This window comes from Roseomonas sp. BN140053 (genome assembly GCF_047690175.1).
In the GTDB taxonomy this organism is placed as follows: domain Bacteria; phylum Pseudomonadota; class Alphaproteobacteria; order Acetobacterales; family Acetobacteraceae; genus Roseomonas.
Genome location: NZ_JBLLEB010000048.1, coordinates 1 through 18,138, shown reverse-complemented (window position 1 = coordinate 18,138; position 18,138 = coordinate 1). Strand labels below are relative to the sequence as shown.

The 18,138-nt window shown below is 65.2% G+C and carries 17 protein-coding genes and 1 pseudogene; 13 read left to right on the top strand and 5 right to left on the bottom strand.

The annotated features are described in order from the left end of the window. Position 1 precedes the first annotated feature (1 nt). From ACLIBK_RS23205 to ACLIBK_RS23175, 7 genes are all read left to right on the top strand, one after another. Positions 2-1,075 (top strand): Bug family tripartite tricarboxylate transporter substrate binding protein, encoded by a 1,074-nt coding sequence (locus ACLIBK_RS23205; protein WP_415389686.1) that lies wholly within the window; start codon positions 2-4, stop codon positions 1,073-1,075. 661 nt (positions 1,076-1,736) lie between these two features. Next, positions 1,737-2,453: a fumarylacetoacetate hydrolase family protein gene (locus tag ACLIBK_RS23200; RefSeq protein WP_415389685.1), complete on the top strand. Its 717-nt coding sequence runs from the start codon at positions 1,737-1,739 to the stop codon at positions 2,451-2,453. Between the two features lie 310 nt (positions 2,454-2,763). Next, the gene (locus ACLIBK_RS23195; protein ID WP_415389684.1) at positions 2,764-3,765 is read left to right on the top strand and encodes a tripartite tricarboxylate transporter substrate-binding protein; all 1,002 of its coding nucleotides are present in this window, start codon (positions 2,764-2,766) and stop codon (positions 3,763-3,765) included. A gap of 11 nt (positions 3,766-3,776) precedes the next feature. Further along, positions 3,777-4,292, top strand: coding sequence for a tripartite tricarboxylate transporter TctB family protein (locus tag ACLIBK_RS23190; protein ID WP_415389683.1), 516 nt, complete (start codon positions 3,777-3,779; stop codon positions 4,290-4,292). A gap of 3 nt (positions 4,293-4,295) precedes the next feature. Further along, positions 4,296-5,828 carry a tripartite tricarboxylate transporter permease gene (locus ACLIBK_RS23185; RefSeq protein WP_415389682.1) on the top strand — a complete coding sequence of 511 codons (1,533 nt, stop codon included), beginning with the start codon at positions 4,296-4,298 and terminating at the stop codon, positions 5,826-5,828. After that, the gene (locus tag ACLIBK_RS23180; protein ID WP_415389681.1) at positions 5,828-7,114 is read left to right on the top strand and encodes an LVIVD repeat-containing protein; all 1,287 of its coding nucleotides are present in this window, start codon (positions 5,828-5,830) and stop codon (positions 7,112-7,114) included. Before ACLIBK_RS23185 ends, ACLIBK_RS23180 begins: the two co-directional genes overlap by 1 nt. Then, positions 7,111-7,803, top strand: a complete 693-nt coding sequence (locus tag ACLIBK_RS23175; protein ID WP_415389680.1) for a molybdate ABC transporter substrate-binding protein — start codon at positions 7,111-7,113, stop codon at positions 7,801-7,803. The genes ACLIBK_RS23180 and ACLIBK_RS23175 overlap by 4 nt, the downstream gene beginning before the upstream one ends. A 102-nt stretch (positions 7,804-7,905) precedes the next feature. On the opposite strand, the gene ACLIBK_RS23170 is transcribed toward ACLIBK_RS23175, so the two are convergent. Genes ACLIBK_RS23170 through ACLIBK_RS23160 form a run of 3 tightly spaced genes read right to left on the bottom strand, consistent with a single transcriptional unit; the run spans position 7,906 to position 9,369 of the window. Next, positions 7,906-8,685 (bottom strand): substrate-binding domain-containing protein, encoded by a 780-nt coding sequence (locus ACLIBK_RS23170; protein WP_415389679.1) that lies wholly within the window; start codon positions 8,683-8,685, stop codon positions 7,906-7,908. Continuing rightward, positions 8,643-8,972, bottom strand: a complete 330-nt coding sequence (locus ACLIBK_RS23165) for a hypothetical protein (RefSeq protein ID WP_415389678.1) — start codon at positions 8,970-8,972, stop codon at positions 8,643-8,645. The genes ACLIBK_RS23170 and ACLIBK_RS23165 overlap by 43 nt, the downstream gene beginning before the upstream one ends. A gap of 19 nt (positions 8,973-8,991) precedes the next feature. Beyond that, on the bottom strand, positions 8,992-9,369 hold the full coding sequence (locus ACLIBK_RS23160) for a hypothetical protein (RefSeq protein ID WP_415389677.1): 378 nt from the start codon (positions 9,367-9,369) through the stop codon (positions 8,992-8,994). 61 nt (positions 9,370-9,430) lie between these two features. On the opposite strand from ACLIBK_RS23160, the pseudogene ACLIBK_RS23155 reads away from it, so the two are divergent. Continuing rightward, positions 9,431-9,601: pseudogene (locus ACLIBK_RS23155) on the top strand (transposase); the annotation flags it as partial. A 42-nt stretch (positions 9,602-9,643) separates the two neighbouring features. Here the strand turns inward: ACLIBK_RS23155 and ACLIBK_RS23150 are convergent. Together ACLIBK_RS23150 and ACLIBK_RS23145 are read right to left on the bottom strand one after the other, a co-directional pair. Then, positions 9,644-10,705, bottom strand: coding sequence for an IS3 family transposase (locus ACLIBK_RS23150; RefSeq protein ID WP_415389676.1), 1,062 nt, complete (start codon positions 10,703-10,705; stop codon positions 9,644-9,646). Between the two features lie 76 nt (positions 10,706-10,781). Next, on the bottom strand, positions 10,782-10,919 hold the full coding sequence (locus tag ACLIBK_RS23145) for a hypothetical protein (protein ID WP_415389675.1): 138 nt from the start codon (positions 10,917-10,919) through the stop codon (positions 10,782-10,784). Positions 10,920-11,436: 517 nt separating this feature from the next. On the opposite strand from ACLIBK_RS23145, the gene ACLIBK_RS23140 reads away from it, so the two are divergent. From ACLIBK_RS23140 to ACLIBK_RS23120, 5 genes are read left to right on the top strand one after another with little or no spacing between them, the layout of a single operon-like run. After that, on the top strand, positions 11,437-12,477 hold the full coding sequence (locus ACLIBK_RS23140; protein ID WP_415389674.1) for a GSCFA domain-containing protein: 1,041 nt from the start codon (positions 11,437-11,439) through the stop codon (positions 12,475-12,477). Positions 12,478-12,526: 49 nt separating this feature from the next. Then, the gene (locus ACLIBK_RS23135) at positions 12,527-13,384 is read left to right on the top strand and encodes a hypothetical protein (RefSeq protein WP_415389673.1); all 858 of its coding nucleotides are present in this window, start codon (positions 12,527-12,529) and stop codon (positions 13,382-13,384) included. 1 nt (position 13,385) lies between these two features. Next, positions 13,386-16,133 (top strand): glycosyltransferase family 4 protein, encoded by a 2,748-nt coding sequence (locus ACLIBK_RS23130; RefSeq protein ID WP_415389672.1) that lies wholly within the window; start codon positions 13,386-13,388, stop codon positions 16,131-16,133. A gap of 23 nt (positions 16,134-16,156) precedes the next feature. After that, the gene (locus ACLIBK_RS23125) at positions 16,157-17,164 is read left to right on the top strand and encodes an alginate O-acetyltransferase AlgX-related protein (RefSeq protein ID WP_415389671.1); all 1,008 of its coding nucleotides are present in this window, start codon (positions 16,157-16,159) and stop codon (positions 17,162-17,164) included. Next, on the top strand, positions 17,161-17,928 hold the full coding sequence (locus ACLIBK_RS23120) for a DUF6270 domain-containing protein (protein ID WP_415389670.1): 768 nt from the start codon (positions 17,161-17,163) through the stop codon (positions 17,926-17,928). The genes ACLIBK_RS23125 and ACLIBK_RS23120 overlap by 4 nt, the downstream gene beginning before the upstream one ends. Positions 17,929-18,138 lie beyond the last annotated feature (210 nt).

The window sequence follows — 18,138 nt, the reverse complement described above, 5'->3', positions numbered from 1 at the left end:
AATGCGCAAGGCCAACAAGGGAGGAAACGACATGACCGGTAGGCATTTTCCCAGAGCCGACACCCTGCCTTTCGGCGCCGCCTGCCTGTCACGACGGCATTTCCTGCGAGTGGCCGTGACAGCCCCCGTTTTGGGCCCAACTGCAGTACGGGCGCAACCTGCCGCCCGCACTGCCTCCTGGCCCGCGGATCGCGCTGTTACAGTCATTGTTCCGCTTGCAGCTGGCGGTACAGCGGACTTCCTCGCACGTGCGTTGTCCAACCGCCTCCAGGAGATCACCGGCACGAGCTTCGTTGTGGAAAATCGCACCGGCGGCGGCGGCGCGGTAGGTTGGATGGCTGCTGCACGATCAGCTCCGGACGGCACCACCGTCACCGTTTCTGATAGTGGTCTTCCACTCGCGATTGCGCTCAACCGCGACCTCGGCTTCGACGCACGGACGCAACTGGAACCCGTATCCCTCCTTGCTGCATACGCCCCGATCCTTGTCGTGAACTCCACTCTCCCTGTAACAAACCTGAGGGAGTTCGTGGACTATGCGAAAGCGCGTCCTGGCCAACTCTTCTACGGCTCCGCTGGTACGGGCACGGTGCCCCACCTCCAGACGGAACTGCTGCAAGATGTGACGGGCATCCGTATGAACCACGTTGCCTACCGTGGCATGGCCCAGGCTGCCACCGACCTTGCGGCGGGCCAGATCCACCTGATTATTGCCGTTGTGCCAACTGTGCTGGGTCAGATGCGTGGCGGCTCGTTGAAGGCTATCGCAGTGAGCACGGAGGGCCCTCGCGTCCCCGCCGTTTCAGAAGTACCGAGCGCCAGGGAGCTAGGCATCGACTTCGTCACCAACTCCTGGTTCGGCATGATGGCGCCGCGCGGTACCTCACCTGAAATGGCAAGCCGCATGCAAACCGCGGTTGCTGCAGCGATGACGGGCACTGATCTACGCAAGCGCCTGGACGAGAGCGGAGCCCTCGCCATTGCCAATACGCCTGTGGAGTTCCGCGCGGTTATGGAGGACGAAACCACTCTCTGGTCCCGTCTCATTCGGGAAAAGAACATTCGCGTCGAATAACAGTATAGTCCCTGCTCTCCCCAAAGCGGTGCTCCGCCCCGGCCAGGACCGCGCCAGTGGCGCCATCGATCATCGACGGCTCGACCAGTCGGAGTATCTCAGCCGGTAGGCAGGCTTCACCCCCAATCGACGCCGAGTGCAAGAGTCCCACAAGGCGTTCTGCGGAAGCGCCCGGGATCCTGATAGAGCCGCGTCCAGGGTTGCTCTGCCCACCCTTGGTCGACGGGTCTCCGGTCTGGCAAGGCAGTCTATCAAAGACTTGACTGAACCCGACGCACTATGTGGAACTAACCAAAAATTGCGTGCAAGTGGGGGAGGAGAAACGGGCCGTGCAGGTCGCGCCTGTCGTCGACCATACCCGACCCTGCCGCCGGCACGGCCGGGTCCCGCGCGGCACGGGGTTGCCGGGCGGAGCCGGCCAGACCGCGCGATGGTGGCGATCGCCCGCGATCCGACCGCAGGCTCCCGATGCGGCGGCGACCTGCCCGCCGAAATCGCCGGCTGCCCCGTGTGCGGCCTGTCCCGTGGCGGGCAGGTGCCCAGGGCCGTTCCGCCGCGCCCTCCGCCCGAACATTCCCCGCCCGCCACGATCCCGTGTCGCCGGCCCGCACGCCGACAGAACCACCGCGGCTGAATTCCTCGCGACCAGGAGAACCACCCCATGCAGTACGTGATCCCACCGCCGCCGCAGGCCGCTATTCCCGTGGCGGGCGAGGAAAGCCAAGCCTTCCCGGTGCGGCGCATATGGTGCGTCGGCCGCAACTACGCCGAGCACGCGCGCGAGATGGGCCACGACCCGAACCGCGAACCGCCCTTCTTCTTCTCCAAGCCGGCGGACACGTTGGTGCCGAGCGGCACCACGCTGCCCTTTCCCAGCCTGACCAAGGATCTGCACCACGAGATCGAACTAGTGGTGGCGATCGGCATCGGCGGCAGCGACATCCCGGCGGAAACGGCGCTGGAGCACGTCTGGGGCTACGGCGTTGGGCTCGACATGACGCGCCGCGACTTGCAGACCGAGGCCAAGAAGCTGCAGCGGCCCTGGGAGCCCGGGAAGTCCTTCGACGCTTCCTGCCCGGTTTCGCCGCTCGTTCCGGCCTCGCGCATCGGTCATCCCGGGCGCGGCGCTATCTGGGTGAAGGTGAACGGCGAGGTGAAGCAGAGCGGCGACCTCGCGCAGCAGATCTGGAACGTGGCGGAGTGCATCGCGCACCTGTCGCGCTCCGTGGCGCTGGCCCCGGGCGACCTGATCCTCACCGGCACGCCGGCGGGGGTCGGCTCGGTGAAGCCAGGCGACCGGCTGGAAGGCCACGTGGAAGGGGTGGGCGACCTGACCATCACCTATGACGCGGCCGCATCACTCCAGCGCGTCGTTTAAGGCCGAACGGGCATGCCCACGCACCGGACCCGGTGCTGGGCGTGCCTGCCCGCCTGCCGGCGCGGCCCTGCACCCCGCGCCGGGTCCGCCATGTCGCCGCCGGCGGTGACGCCAGGCCCCGCTCGCACGGCTCGCCGACAAGGAATCACCCCCGACGCGCCCGATCCTGGCAGCCTTCGCCCACGGGCGGCGATTCGACCGTCGCCGTGGGAAGCATCGGGGAGCCTTTCGCGCCCCGGCCCCTGAACCGGGAAGAACCAGCCTGATGGCCCGCAAGAGGCCAGAACCAAGCGAAGAGGGAGACAGGGACATGTCCGAGACAGGAATGCTACGGCGCCGCGCGGTCCTGGGTGGCTTGGCGGCGGGAATGGCCGCGCCGCGTGGCGCCGCGGCGCAGGCCGCCTTTCCCGCCCGCAACTTCCGGGTGGTGGTGCCCACTGGCCAGGGCGGCGGCGCCGACCGGCTGGCGCGCTCCTTCGACGACGGCTGGAGCAAGGCACTGGGCCGGCAATTCGAGTACGACTTCTTTCCCGGCGCTGCCGGCCAAGTCGGCTACGAGGTCTACGCCGGGCGCCGCGAGGCGGACGGCTACAACCTGCTCTTCGGCAACATGGGGCCGGAGATGATCATGTACGCGCTGCAGAAGCCCAAGTTCCGCTTCCCCGAGGACATCGTCTACTTCTGCCGCATCGACGTGGACGATTCCTGCGTGCTGGTGCGCCAGGACAGCCCCTTCCGCCGCATCGAGGACGTGGTGCAGGAGGCCAAGCGCCGCACGGTGAACGCGGCTACCAGCCGCATCCCGCACCCCGCCTCCATCGGCATCCTGGCACTGGGCGAGGCCACAGGCGCGCGCTTCAACCTGGTGCCCTATGCTGGCGGCAACCCCACCACCATCGCGGTGCTGAGCGGCGAGGCCGATATCGGCGTGCTGCCCGTCGCTGGCGTGGTTGCCCAGACCGGGCGGCTACGGGTGCTGGGCGTGTTCAACAAGGAGAACGTGGTGGCGGCCAAGACCGACAACGCGCCCTCCATCAACGCCGTGTTCGGCACCAGCATCCCCGACCTCTACTCGTCGCGCGCCTGGGCCATCCATGCCCGCGCGGTTGAGCGTTTTCCCGACCGCTTCCGGAAACTGGAGGAAACGGCGCGACCGGTGTTCGACGATCCGGCCTTCCGGACGGCCTACGAGAGAACCGGCGCGGCGCAGGAAACGATCCGCTTCGGCGACCGCGCCACCTGCACCGAATACGCCCTGGCGATGATCGAGCTGGCGAACCGCTACGCGCCCCAGCTTTCCGCCCGTCGCTGAGGGGGCGTGCCATGACGCCCGACGATCGCGGCTCCCGCCCCATCGCGCAGGAGCTGATCATCCCCGGCCTTGCCCTGGGCTTCTGCGCCTATTTCTTCTGGACCGTGCAGGAGCTGTCCTGGGAGGCCAAGGCCAACGGTCTCGTGATCGGCAGCGTGCTGGTGGTGCTGGTGGGCGCCTTCCTGCTGCGCATCCTGCTCCGGCTGCGCAGCGGCCGGGCGGATCTGCGCTTCCGCCTTCCCGGCAGCGAGAACAACAACCACCGCACACGCCTGGCCCTGGTGGGGTTCAGCGCCACCTTCCTGCTGCTGCTGCCATGGCTGGGCACCACCCTGTCGCTGGCGCTGCTGCTGCTGGCCTGCATGTGGCTGCTGGGCGCGCCGAGTTGGAAGGCGATGATCGGGGTGGCCGTCGGCGCGCCGCTGGTGGTTTACGCGCTGATGATCGTAGCGCTGGGCACCCGCTTTCCCCTGGGCCCCTTCGAGCAGCTGATGGCTTGGCTGTTCGGCATCGGCGGGGAGGGCTGAGCCGTGACCTGGGACGTCTCGCTCTTCGCCGACCTGTTTCTCCGCTCCTTCGGCTTGTGGTGGGCGATCCTGCCGGGGATCGCGCTCGGACTGGTGGTGGGCGCGCTGCCGGGTTTCTCCCCGCAGAACACACTGATCATCCTGCTGCCGATGACGCTGGCCATGGACGTGGAAGCGGCGCTGGCCTTCATGATCGCGCTGTACTGCGCCAACCACCTGTCGGGCGGCATCCCCGCCATCCTGGTGAACATCCCCGGCAGCGGCGGCGCGGCGGCCACCACCATCGACGGCTATCAGATGACCCGCAAAGGCCAGGGGCAGCAGGCACTGGTGCTGTCCTTCGTGGCTTCCGTCTTCGGCGGCCTGATCACCTCCGTCGCGGTGCTGGCTTTCCTGCCCTGGCTGGCGCAGCTGGGGCTGAAGCTGCGCTCGGTGGACATGGTGGTGATCCTGCTGTTCGGGCTGACGCTGATCGCGGTGATCGCGGCGCGCGACATGCTCAAGGGGCTCATCGCCGGGCTGTTCGGGCTGATGCTGGGCTCCATCGGCACCGACGCGGTGTACAGCACGCCGCGCGCCACCTTCGGCTTCCTGGAACTGTATGACGGCCTGCCGCTGGTGCCCGTGCTGATCGGCCTGTTCGCCGTCAGCGAGGCACTGGTGATGATCGAGGACACCTCGCTGATGGCCTCGGACGGCGCGCGCGACGTCGCCGCCGGCGCCGACTGGCGCGACACCCTCGACGGGCTGCGGATGTCTCTACGCGGCTGGTGGCAGATTGTCTGGACCGGCTTCATCGGGCTGCTCGTGGGTATCATCCCCGGCGCCGGCGCTTCCATCGCCGCCTTCGTGGCCTACCAGCAGTCTCGGCTCTTCTCGAGAACGCCGGAACTCTACGGCACCGGCCACCCGGCCGGGGTGATCGCGCCGGAATCGGCCAACAACGGGGTCACCTCCGGCACGCTGGTGCCGATGATGGCGATCGGCGTGCCGGGTGGCAGCACGGCGGCGGTGATGATGATCGTACTGCAGTACCAGGGCATCGTGATCGGGCCGCGGCTGTTTGCCGAACAGCCCAACATCGCCTACGGCGTCTTCGTGATGATGACAGTGGCCTACATCATGATGATCCCACTGATCCTGCCGCTGGCGCGCTACGCTTCCAAGGTGGTGCTGATCCCCACCCCCTACATGGTGCCGCTGATCCTGGGCCTGACCGTGATCGCCGCCTTCGCCGAGCGGGAATACCTGTTCGACATGGGGATCGCGCTGCTGTTCGGGTTGATCGGCTTCATCGCGGTGAAGACCGGCTACCACGTCACCTCGATCCTGATCGGGGTGCTGCTGGGACCGTTGTTCGAGCAGTACCTGCTGCGTTCGCTGCGGGTGGGACAGGGCGACCTGCTGGTGCTGTTCTCCTCGCCCACCGGCAACGTGCTGTGGGGGCTGCTGGCGATCTCGGTGGCCTTTCCGATCTGGCGGGAACGGCGGCTGGCCCGCACAACGACGGCGGCCGCAACCACGGGAGCGGTGTGATGGACGGCGCCCTTTCCGCCCGCGGCCTACGCCGCGTGGCCTGGCTCGACATCCCTGGCGGCGGGCAGGTCCGCGTCGAGGGGCGCTGGGCCTATGTCGGCCACATGAAGCCGCCGCACGGCACCACCATCCTCGACATCGCCGATCCCCGCAATCCGCGTGTGGTCGCCACGATCGCCCCGCCCGTGCCGGCCTCGCCCACCCACGTTTCGCACACCCATAAGGTGCGGGTCGCCGGCGACATCATGGTCACCAATGTCGAGCAGGACGAGCGCCACCCCCTGCGCCGGGCCCAGCGCATCCCCGAGATCGAGGCCACGCACCTGGCGCAGCACGGCCGGCCGATCGGCGACACGGAACTGGCGGCTGCGATCAAGGTGAAGCCGGAATTCCTGCCCCGCGCCCGCGCCGTCCTGGCCGCATCGCCCTACGCGGAAGGCGGGTTCCGGGTATGGGACATTTCCGACCGCGCCCGGCCGCGGCTGCTGGCGCACCAGCGCACCGGCGGTGTCGGCGTGCACCGCTTCGACCTGGATACGCGCTACGCCTATATCTCCACCGAGATGCCGGGCTATGTCGGCAATATCCTGGTGATCTTCGACATGGCCGACCCGTCGCGCCCCGAGGAGGTGTCGCGCTGGTGGATGCCGGGCCAGCACGTCGCCGGCGGCGAGGTCCCGACCTGGCCCGGACAGCAGCACCGGCTGCACCATGCGCTGCGCCAGGGCGACACGCTCTGGGCCGCGGTGTGGTATGCCGGGATACGCGCGGTAGACGTCAGCGACATCCGGAACCCCCGCACGATTGGTGCAGTCAACTACCACCCGCCCTTCCCGGAGCCGACCCACACGGTGATGCGCGTGCCCTTCCCGGTGCGGGGCCGCGAACTGGCGGTGGCGGTGGACGAGGAGCACGAGCACGTGCCCGGCCAACTTCATGGCGGCATCTGGGTCTTCGACGTGTCCGACCCCGCCAACATGACGCCGGTGTCCATGTGGCATCTGTCGGAGCTGGAAAGTCCCTTTGTCCGGCGCGGCCGCTTCGGGGCGCACCAGTTCCAGGAGCGGATGCGCGATACCTGCCTTTACGTCACCTGGTTCTCGGGCGGGCTGCGGGTGGTGGACATTGCCGATCCGGAAGCCCCCGCCGAGGTCGCGCACTGGCTGCCGGAGCCGCCGCCGGGCGAGGACTCACCGCAGTTCAACGATGTGGACTTGGATGGCAACGGGCTGGTCTACGTGCTCGACCGTAACCGCGGCCTCGACATCCTGGAACGCGTGGGGTGAGCGGGCCGGGGGCAACACCCGCCCTGCTCGCGGCGGGGGCGGTGAAGTCGGCCGTGGAGGCTCTGCTGCGCCGCCCCAGCTTGTGGGAGGGCGAGCCGCCCCGCGCCGACTTCGGCACGGTGGGCGCGTTGCGCGACCGGGTGCTCGCCGGCGAGAGCCCGGCGGTGGTGGTGCTGAGCGAGGAGGCGATCGCCGCCCTGGCCGGGCGGCTGGTGCCGGGAACGGTGATGCCGCTAGGCCGCACGGGCATCGGCTTGGCGCTGCGTGCCGGCGGTGTGCCGCGCCCCATCGGCACGGGGCCTGAACTGCGCGAGGCGCTGCTGGTGGCGGCGTCCGTCGGCTGGGCGGATGCCGCGCGCGGCGCCACCGCGGGCCGGCACTTCGAGCGGGTGATCGCCGAACTGGCCATCGCCGAGGTCGTTCGCGCCAAGGGCCGCGTCTTCGGCTTCGGGGTGGAGGCGGTGGCCGCCTGCGGCCGGGGCGAAGTCGAGCTGGCCGTCAGCCAAGCCACCGAGATCCTGGGCCAGCCCGGCGTTTCGCTGCTGGGCGAGTTCCCGCCGCCCTTCGACCTCGGCACCCGCTACGCCGCAGCCGCCCTGGCTGAGGGGCCCGAGGCGCGCGCCATCCTGGCCGTTCTGGCCGGCCCGGAAGCCGGGCGCGCCCTGCGCGGGATCGGCTTCACGAACTGAGCGGATGGAACCGGCGCGCTCGCGGCGGGCGCGCCGAGGCGGCATTCCCGCGCGGCCCCCAGCCCCGCGCTCGGCGGGTACGCCGACGGGGGGCCGCCGGGATTACTCCACCCCGGCCGCTGCCATGGCGGCCCGGGTCGGCACGTCCTCCAGAAAGGCCAGGAATCGCCGTGCCTCCGGGCTGGCGTCGCCGAGCAGTGCCGCCACGTAGGTGGTGCGGTTCTGCACCGCCGCCGGCAACGGCCCCGCCAGCCGCACGCCCCGGTCCCGCCACAGCAGGATCTCGGTGATCGCCGCAAAGGCGATCTCGCGGCCGCTGCCGGAGCCGATCCGCTCCAGCACCGCGTCGCCGTCCGGGAAGCGTACGGCCTTGGCGGCGACCGCCTCGGCCAGCCCCATCCGCTCCAACAGCCGCTCAACATACAGACCCGTAGATGCGCGGTTGAACACCACGGCCTCGGCGGCCAGCAGCGCGGCCCGCAGCGAGGTCTCGTCGCGGAGATCCGGCACCGGCGCCCCGTCGCGCAGGGCGATGCCGACGCCCACCGAGCCCAGGGGCCTGGGCGGGCTGGCGAGCTGCCCCGCCCGCTCCAGCTCTTCCAGCGCAGGGCGGGGCGCCAGCACCAACTCGGGCCGTTCGCCCGCGGCGAGGCGCTCGGCGATGCGCGGAGCAGTAGCGAAGGTCACCGCGACCTCGGCGCCATTGCCGCTCCGCCACACCGCGAGCGCGGCGGCCACCGCCGGTTCCAGCGCCCCGCCGCTCAGTACGCGGACGGGTTCCGCTGCCTCGGCACCGAACGTGGCCAGGAGCCAGGCCGTGGTCACCACGCGCCGCCCGATCACCAGCCCGCCCTCGGCCAGCCTGCGCCGCTCCCCGGCCACGCGGCCGGAATGTCGCAGCGCATTCCCTGGCGATGGTGGTGGGCGCGGCCCCGCCAGAAGGCGGCCGCCGCGGCCTGCTTTCCCGCCCTGTCCAGGCAGAACAGCATGCGCTGGTGGTCGCGCCAGCGCAGCGCGCCGCTCTGCACGCCCGCCAGGATGCACCAGGACTGCTCCGACACGGGGGCCCCGGGGAGAGTCGACTCCATCAGCCGGGCCTGCACCAGCACTTCGCCGCCCACCGTGAAACGCGGCAACCCTTCGTCATCTTCGTCGCAACACCCGCTCATGCCATTTCCTCCCGTGTCGTCAGCAGACCACGAAACTTGGGTCAGTCCCAACCTCCGTCGCTCCGTCCTGACCTGGGAAGGTCGGGGAATGAACCTCCCCGCAACCCCTGTCTGGTTGTGAGACCTCTTTGGCAGCTTCAACGATGATGCCTGCCCGAGCGACATCGTCGGGTCCGGCGCGTCTCTCGGACCGATCCGACTTGGCACGGGCGAGCTTTCGTCGAGCTCTGAGGCGCTCCTTGACGACCTGGTCGGGTGTCTTGCCGTCGAGGACGCGCTGGCGGCGTGCGTTGTAGGCGGCGTTGAAGCCCCGGAGCAGCTGCTCGAGTTGGGCGTGCGACCAGATGGTGAGGCCCAGCACCTCGCTGCCCACCCGACCGTTGAACCTCTCCACCATCCCGTTCGTCTGAGGCGAGTAGGGCTGGGTGTGGCGGTACTCGGCGCCGAATTCGGCGCAGGCCCTGACCGGCGAGGCCTTCCTCGCCTACGTCAGTCAGTTTCTCGCACCCACCTTGTGCAAGAGCGACGTGGTGGTGCTCGACAATCTCGCCGCCCACAAGGTCTCGGGGGTCCGCGAAGCCATCCGGGCCACTGGCGCCAGCCTGCTCCACCTCCCACCCTACTCACCGGGCTGAACCGCCCCGGGTTCGCCGGAGGCTGTTGTGGTTGGGTCAGGCTGCCAGGGCGGGTGCCCTGATCGTGGCATAGTAGCGGGCTTCGGCCTCGGCGGGGGGGAGATCCCCGATCGGTTCGAGGAGGCGCCTGTTGTTGAACCAGTCCACCCATTCGAGGGTGGCGTATTCGACGGCTTCGAGGTTCCGCCACGGGCCGCGGCGGCGGATGACCTCGGTCTTGAACAGCCCGATGATGGTTTCGGCGAGAGCGTTATCGTAGCTGTCTCCGACGCTCCCGACGGACGGTTCGATGCCCGCCTCGAACAGCCGTTCCGTGTACCGAATGCACACGTACTGCGATCCCTTGTCGCTATGGTGGGTCAATCCGCCCTTCGCCGGGCGGCGGTCGTGCAACGCCGGCTCCAGGGCGTCGAGCACGAAGCCTGCGTGGGCCGTCCTGGAAACCTGCCAGCCGACGATCCGGCGGGCGAGGGCATCGATGACGAAGGCGGCGTAGACAAACCCTTGCCAGGTCGCGACATAGGTGAAATCCGAGACCCACAGCAGGTTCGGCGCTGGTGCCTTGAACTGACGGTTCACCCGGTCGGCAGGACAGGGCGTGGCCGGGTTCGAGACGGTGGTCCGCGTTTCCCTCCCGCGGGCGACGCCACGAAGCCTCATGGCGCGCATCAGGCGTTCCACCGTGCAGCGGGCGACCGTGATGCCCTCGCGGCCGAGCTGCCGCCAGACCTTGCGCGCCCCGTAGACCCCGAAGTTCGCCTCGTGCACGCGACGGATCGCGGCACAGGTCTGCGCGTCCCGCACGCTGCGCGCCGACACCCTGGACGGATCAGCCCGGCGCAGCTCGCGGTTCTCCCGCTCCAAGGCATTGATGCGCTCCCGCTCCGCCGATGTCGGCCCGGGCCGCCCGCCCCCATCACGTTCGCTCTGCCGCACCCACTTCCGCAGCGTCTCCGTCGTGCAGCCGATCTTGGCGGCTACCGAGTTGATCGCCGCACACTGCGTCGGATGGTCGCCGCCGCCGTCCAGCACCAGCCGAACCGCCCTCTCACGAACCTCCGGCGAGTAACTCGCCAACGTCTTGCCTTTCGTCGTCATCACTCCATCCTCTCAAGGTCTGGAGCCTCCGACAAACCCAGGGTGGTTCACAAACCAGAATCAGGCCGCTGCCGTCTCATACCAAGATCTTGACGTGGTCGGCTTGGTGCAAGCGGAACACCAGAACCACCTCGGAAAGCGGATTGGCGTCCAGCACCTCGGCGGCCAGCGCCGCCAGACTGTGCGCACCCTTGCAGAAATTCACGAGCCGCATCGCCAGCAGGCTCCACGCCCCAGGGAGCAGCGTGATTATGTCGCCGACGCTTGGAGTGCCCGCAGTACCGCCGTCAGCAGGTTTGCGTCGGTGCTGGTGGGATGCGCAGCACCGCGCCAGCCAACTTCATTTCGATCGGTGATGTAGGAAGTGGCGTGAGAGCAATGGCCGACGGCTCCACCATGACTGGCACAAAGCCCAAAGGTGTGGCTGGAACACCTCGCCTCTCCCGCCGCCATGTGAATATCTGCTGGGAGCAGACCTGCCGGTGCTGGGCGGCCTCGGCCACCAACCGCGCCACGCTCTAGCGTTTCCGCCACAATCCGAGCCCTCTACTCGTCAGACGCCTTTCCAGCAACACGTTTGCGGGTCCTAACCCTAGTCGTGCATGTCTAAATATTTTTTACTCGTGTGCCAAAAACAACCTTATATCTCAAGATTTTTAGGATTCTTAGTCAGCTTGACTGCGCGTCCTGGTTGCGCTCTCAATAAGAATATCGCGCACGGAGCATTTGGTATGAGAGTCATCGAAGGAGAAGCCGCACTAGGCCTCCTCCGGAAAAACCGTGCCTTCCGTTGGAACTTCCACCGAGCGGAGAGCCCACCGTTCCACTCGCGCACCCGAAAGGCAGTGCTTCTTCCGCAAGTATCGAAAGGGTTCAGTATCAAGGTTCACGACCGCATCTTCACCATGGGTTCTTGCTTCGCCAGGCATGTCGAGGCAAATTTGGAAAGATTCGGGTTTAAGTTCGCCACACGAAATCCGCAGTTCTTCGTCAACCCATCAGAATGCTCGTCGGCAAGCGGCTTTTTCAACAAGTTCACGACTCCTTCGATGCTGAACGAGGTGCTCTGGGCTTCAGGGGAGAAAACCTTCCCGGAAAGCGGTTACTTCAGTGATGATGAGGGGCGCTTCTACGATGGGCAGATGCCCGCGAGCTTCGCCTCGCTGGAAAGAGTGAAGGCTGTTCGCGAGAGCGTCCGCACGGTCACCCGGGACATCTTCAGCAGCGACATCGCCATTCTGACCTTAGGTCTGGTGGAGGCCTGGCACGATAACGAGACGAATACTTATCTCAACGTCGCCCCTTCTGGCGGAGTCATTCGGCGGCACCCCGGTCGTTTTGATCTCCATATCCTCGACTACTCCAGTTCGCTGAAGAGCCTGAACACGATTTACGAAATTGTCCAGGCTACGAATCCTCATCTGCGCTTTGTCGTTACCGTGTCGCCCGTGCCGCTCTCGGCGACTTTTACAGGAAAGGACATAGCAACGGCGAATTGCTATTCAAAATCCGTCCTGCGCGCGGTGGCGGAGGACTTCGTGTCTGGCAAAGAGGGAGTCGACTACTTTCCGAGCTACGAGGCTGTTACCGAGTCAACGCCACTCGGTGCCTGGATGGAGGACGCAGTCCATGTTCGTCCCGAGCTCGTTTCCTGCGTCATACGGTATTTCCTGCAAAACTATCTGTCAGCAGAAGAGGCCGGAGCTATAGGGCTGGACGACGCCCTCGCGGATTTTCACCGGAAGTTTCCTGAATGGTCCTCCGCACAGTGACCCAGCCCTCGATGGTTGTCGGCGAGCGGCATCGTTCCTGGAGAGTTCAATGAGCATCCTGACTGAAAATTTCATTCAATCCGTCCGGGCGATGCCCAGCCCCGCTGACCAGATGGCCATGCTGCACGGCAGGGCCAAAGGGCGCCGTTGCTTTCTTCTGGCTTGCGGGCCATCCCTGGCTGAGTACTCGTCCATGGACCTAGGGAGAATGCTGCGGGGCGAGCTTGTTATCGCCATAAAGCAAGCCTTCGACTATGTGCCGGAAGCCTGCGACTTTCTTCTCCTCAACACCTGGAACTATCAGAGCTATAACTTCGCCCGGCGGCGACCTCTCATTATTCGCGAGGCTGCTGATGCGGACCCGCCGGTCTTTGGAGAAACGGATGTTCTCCTGCATGTGCCGGCACCGAATGATCTTTCGGCACAGCTTACCCGTAGCAAGCGCTTCGATGATTACACCTTCGACCGGACATTAACCCGGCCCTGGGGACCGGGCGTACTCTATGAGATCGGCTTCTTTCTGGCCCTGCACCTCGGTGTAAAGGAAATCGTCACCCTGGGCTGGGATGTCGGCGTCCGGAATTCCGCGATAATGCCGCACTTCTACGACAAGCCCGACCCAAGGAAAACCCGCATCTTGGCGGAAGCGGCCCGGATGCCTTCCGTGGCACAACGAAACCGCTTCCTGCATGAAAATGGGGTCCTCTATAACAAGCCGCGCATCATTCCCGAGGAAGTCGACGCCTGCGCTGATGTGAGCGGCGACTGGTACCGCTGGCTGAACGGCAAGGGTGTCCCGCTTTCCATCGTTTCACACCAGTCAGCAGCAGCGCCCGAAATCCCACGCGTCCGGCTGGAACAACTAGGCCTCGGCGCCGCTCCAGCACTCCAGTTGGCAGGCAGTTGACATGACGGAGGCAACGGAATTCGACATACTCGGCGACATCAAAGAGGACGAGCAGGGCACGGCCGTTTCCCGGGCAACGGGCTTCAGCCTGTGCCGATACAGCGAAGACAGCCGCACCCTGACAGTTCGCGGCTGGATCGCCGACGGTGAGGGGGTCGTGGAACTGCGCTTCCTCGCTCCGGGCGGCCGCCTGCTCGGGCAAGCAGTGCTCAGTGAAACCCGTATCGATGTGCTGAGGCGTTACGGAACCACGAACCAAGTCCCGAACGGCTTCCGTGTCTCGCTGGAATGCGGACTGCGCGTCGGCGACCAAGTGATGGTCGAGTTCGTCGCTGAGGACGGCAGACTCCTCGGAAGCCGCGCAGCGCGCGCGAGTGAAGCCGAAATCTTCGCTGTCGAGAGCCTGGAGTACGACACAGCGAGCAAGCAGCTCAGTTACGAGGGCTATTTCGTGCCTGGGCGTCAGATCAGGGGTATGTCGATCACCCTCAGCCGTGGCCGTACCGAAGCGGTGGACGAGATGTTCGTCCACAGGAAGGATATAGGGCAGCGGATAACTAACGGCGCTAATCTGTATGCCGGGTTCCGTGGACGCGTCTTTCACGCGGGACAAGGCGACCTGAAGGCTGCTACCCTTATTGCCCATTACGTCAATGGGGAGGACCGTAGCTTTCCTCTGCCGATCGAGAACACGGTCTACGATGCACCACGAGCGGTCATCGAGAAGCTCGAGATCAACTGGCTGGTGGGCAAGTTCCGGCTGCACGGCTGGTTCCGTGCCTTTCAGGAAGTCACCCGCATCGACATCTCCGTAGCCGGGCAGCTCTGCCATAGCATTCCCGTGATAAACTCCAGCGATGCCGTCATGAAGCAGCAGCGCTTCAAGGGGCCAATTGCGAGAGAGTTCACCATTGAGGCACGGCTGGAGGATGCGTTCGAGAACCTCGGCCTGCTTTGTTCAGCAACATCGCCCGAAGTGTCGATCTCGCTATATAATCGGACATCGCTGCTTCTTGAACAGGTGCAGGCCGCCCGCGACACCGTTGTTCAGAAAGCGTCGCTCTCGTACTCGGCTTTTGACCGGCGAAACTCAGTTCTGGCCCTACAGGGCTGTTATGTCGGTGCGGCGAGGCCGTGCAGCCTTCAAGTGCTCTGCAACGGTGTGGCAGTCGGACAACCGCTCGCCGTGCAAGCCTCCGCGGACCACGGTGCGATGATGCCCGGCGTGCAAGCGGGCGAGTGGAGCTGGATGTACGACATCAACGGTGTTGTCACGGCAAGCACCCGTATCAGCGTGCGTCTTTTCGACGAGAATGGGCTGTTGCTTGGCGAGGCGGATGCGCCGACGCTGCGGCCGACGGTGGTGAGCGGACACGAGGTGGTTGAGGGGCTGGACGTTGAGGCCCAGGCCGCAGCGCAGCATGCCCATAACTTTGCGCGTCGGCCCTTGCCGCCCAACACGGTGCTATTCACCCTGCAGGGCTCCATAACTCTGTTCTATGGTGGCGGCGCGGTCCGCTTGCTCGACCTTATGCGGTTCTTCCACAATGCCGGTTACACCGTCATGCTCGTGGATCGCACCGCGCCTTGGGAAATCGCCCGCAGACCTGCAGTGTATCGGGAGATGCGGGAGTATGTCGACCACCATCTCATGATTCCGCAGCTCATCAAGTCGCAGATGCTCGCCCTCTCCATCGCGGAGATGGAACGCAAGCCCGACGCTGACCTGCATGACCGCAAGCTGATCGACAAGCTCAAGGAGGTGCAGAAGAAGGGGCGCCTCATGTCGGCGGACAGCAAAGCCCTGGCGGAGCGTGCTGACACACATTTCAATTACATGTGCACTGCCCTCGCCAATCACTTCAGTCCCCGCCTGGCTATCTCCAGCTATGTTTGGAGCGCCGAATTCCATCAGGGGCTGCGCCCTGGAATCTACGGCATGATCGACACGGTCGACATGCAGGTCATGCGTTACGAGAGCTTCTGCGATGCTCACGCCAGGTTCGGTCCTGCCGCTGTCCCGAACCTGGAAAAATACGCGCTGAGCGAGGCGGAAGAACTCCGCTTCCTGTCGCTCGCGCAGGGCTTCATCGCGATCTCGCGCCAGGAGCGGGACTGGCTGGCTTCCCGGCTCGGCGCTCATCGTGTTGTCGCCGCCGGCGTCAGCGTTACGGCACCCGTGGCCCCGGTGCAGCGCCGCAATTCAGGACGCGCCCATCCCATCGTGCTCTTCGTCGGCAATCTCTACGAACCCAATACCTTCAGCCTGCGCCGGTTCGTGCAGGAACAATGGGCTGGCGTTACAGAGGCAGTGCCTGGCGCGAAGCTGGTGGTCTGTGGACGCGTTGGCGAGGGCCTGCAGGATCTCGCGGATCCGAGCATCGAGCTGACCGGGATCGTGGATAGCCTGGCGGATCTCTATCAACGGGCAACGATAGCCATCAACCCGGTGCTGTTTGGTTCTGGCTTGCCAGTCAAAACCGTGGAGGGCCTGAGCAACGGCAAGGCAGTGGTTTGCACCGAGTTCGGAGCTCGCGGTCTTGAGGACGCCGTTGCATGCGGTGCTCTGATCGTGACCCCTTTCGAGACCATAGGGGAGCGCATCATACAGATGCTGAAAGATCCCGGGGGCCGTCGCGCTGTGGAGGAAGCTGCGAAAACCTTCGTGCGGAATTCTCTTTCACCGGAAACAGTGATGGCCGATCTGATGAATTTTGTCGAGTCGCGCATCTTCTACAACCCGGCTTGATGCCGAACGGAGTGAGACCAACCGTGGAGCCGGATCTACTGGATATTCGTGGCCCAGTGCTAGTCGGTAGGAATGGCGAACTCTACCTTGCCGGCGGAAATCACTCGGTCCTCCGCTTTGCCACAGGAGACTTTCGGGTTAAGCCAGAATCGATCAACAATCTTCGAGAAAACCTCCGGGAGCGGGGAGAAGTTGCTGCGGCAATGGGAAGCCGCTTCATCCAAATCGTGGCTCCCGAAAAATACCGCGTCGTGTGCGAGTCATTCCCGATAAGCAACCCAACAAGCGTTGTGGAACAGTACTACGACGGCGGCTGCAACGACATGCTGGATCCTGCCGCACTGTTGCGGGCCGAACGAGCTGGACGGACCTATTTCCGGACCGATACTCATTGGGCTCCGCATGGGCGTGTCGTCATCTCGAAGATCATCGCCGAAGCTGCAGGAAAGGCCGCGGCAGCAGTTGAGGCGGCGGATGCCGCTCTACGGGCCTCGCTTGCCGAAGCTGGTCAGCCATTCCTCGGCGACCTCGGACGCAAGCTCGATCCGGCGGAAGGTGAGGATGTACTGCAGCTCAGACTACCTCACTCCTTGCGTACCACGGAGAACGGGCTGTCTCACGACTATGAGAGGCCTATTAATGAAGGTCGTCTCGTGGTCAGTGAGAGCGACGCGGCGACTGCGTCCGGGACGTTGCTGATCTTCGGTGATTCATATCTGCATCAAGCGTTAAGCTATCTGAGTTTTTATTTCTCCAGAGTGGTGTTCTGCCGCACCCGCTTCTTCCACACGGAAATGGTGCATATGACACGACCCGATCTCGTCGTGGGACAGATTGCGGAACGTTACCTGAGCTATGTCTACCCGGACCGGGAGGCGCCACCATTCCTGTTGATGCCTCATATCATGGCGCGCACCCCCAGCATCACGCCGGAAGGAGCGAAGATTCTCGCTTCAGCGTTGTCTGCTGGCCGCAAACCGTCTTTCGGCCTCTTTGATCACCTTGCCGCCCCGCGGCTGGCAGCCCAATGATGCGAGCTGTGGAATCCTCCCCCTATCGCTTGGCAGTCCTCGGTAGTTGCGCGACGCGCGATCCGCTGAATCACTCAGGGGATGCAGTTGAAGTTGCCTGGTACCAAGCTCGCACCTGCATTCCCTCAATGATGGCTTCCCCTCGTTGCTTCCCGGACATACAGAAGTCCCCGGACATGCCGCTCTTCGAGCAGCGAAATGTCCAGTGCGACTTCGAGAAGTCCTGGCGCGAGCGGCTGGAACTTGAGGTGGACGCCATTGTGCTCGATTTCGTGGACGAGCGTTTCGGTGCCTTTGAATGGCAAGGCTCGACCTTCACCTTCTCCACAGCTTTCCGACAGCTGCTCGGTGATGCTGCGAGGCAAATGGTTGAACGCTACATCAACCCGACTTCGGGTGAGTATGCATCACTCGTCGCGAAGCATCTGGACGGATTCTGTGAGCGTCTCCAGGACGTTAACCATTTGATCATCAACGATGTCCAGTGGGCAAATCTTTTCGAAGACGGCTCGGCACTTCCGGAACAATGGCATCGGTTGATTATGGCAAGCAATCGGCTTCTAGATACTATTCACGAGCGCATCGCACGAAGAACGAGGGCGACCTTTCTCTCTCTCCCAAAGGCCGCCTACGTAGCGCGATTGGGACATCGCTGGGGGGATGCCCCCTTCCACTACACCCAAGCTACTGAGGAGCGGATTGTCGCAGCGGTCCTACAAGCCGCAGGAGGACTACGCGACAAGCGGGGGCACACGTCGCGGTAGAGCGGTGCGCCAGTCTACCCTTTTGCTGAACTCCCCGGTCGCATTCCGTCGCGTGGTGCAGGAGCGATGGTTCCAGCGAGCTGGATAGCTAGAGCAGATCCCGAGCGAACCGAATCAGAGGGCTTGCCCGGCTCGGGGGCAATCTGATTCAAGCTGCTGGCTGGGGTTGGAGGCCAGCGGCGATGGCGAAGACCTTGTCGGAGGACCTGC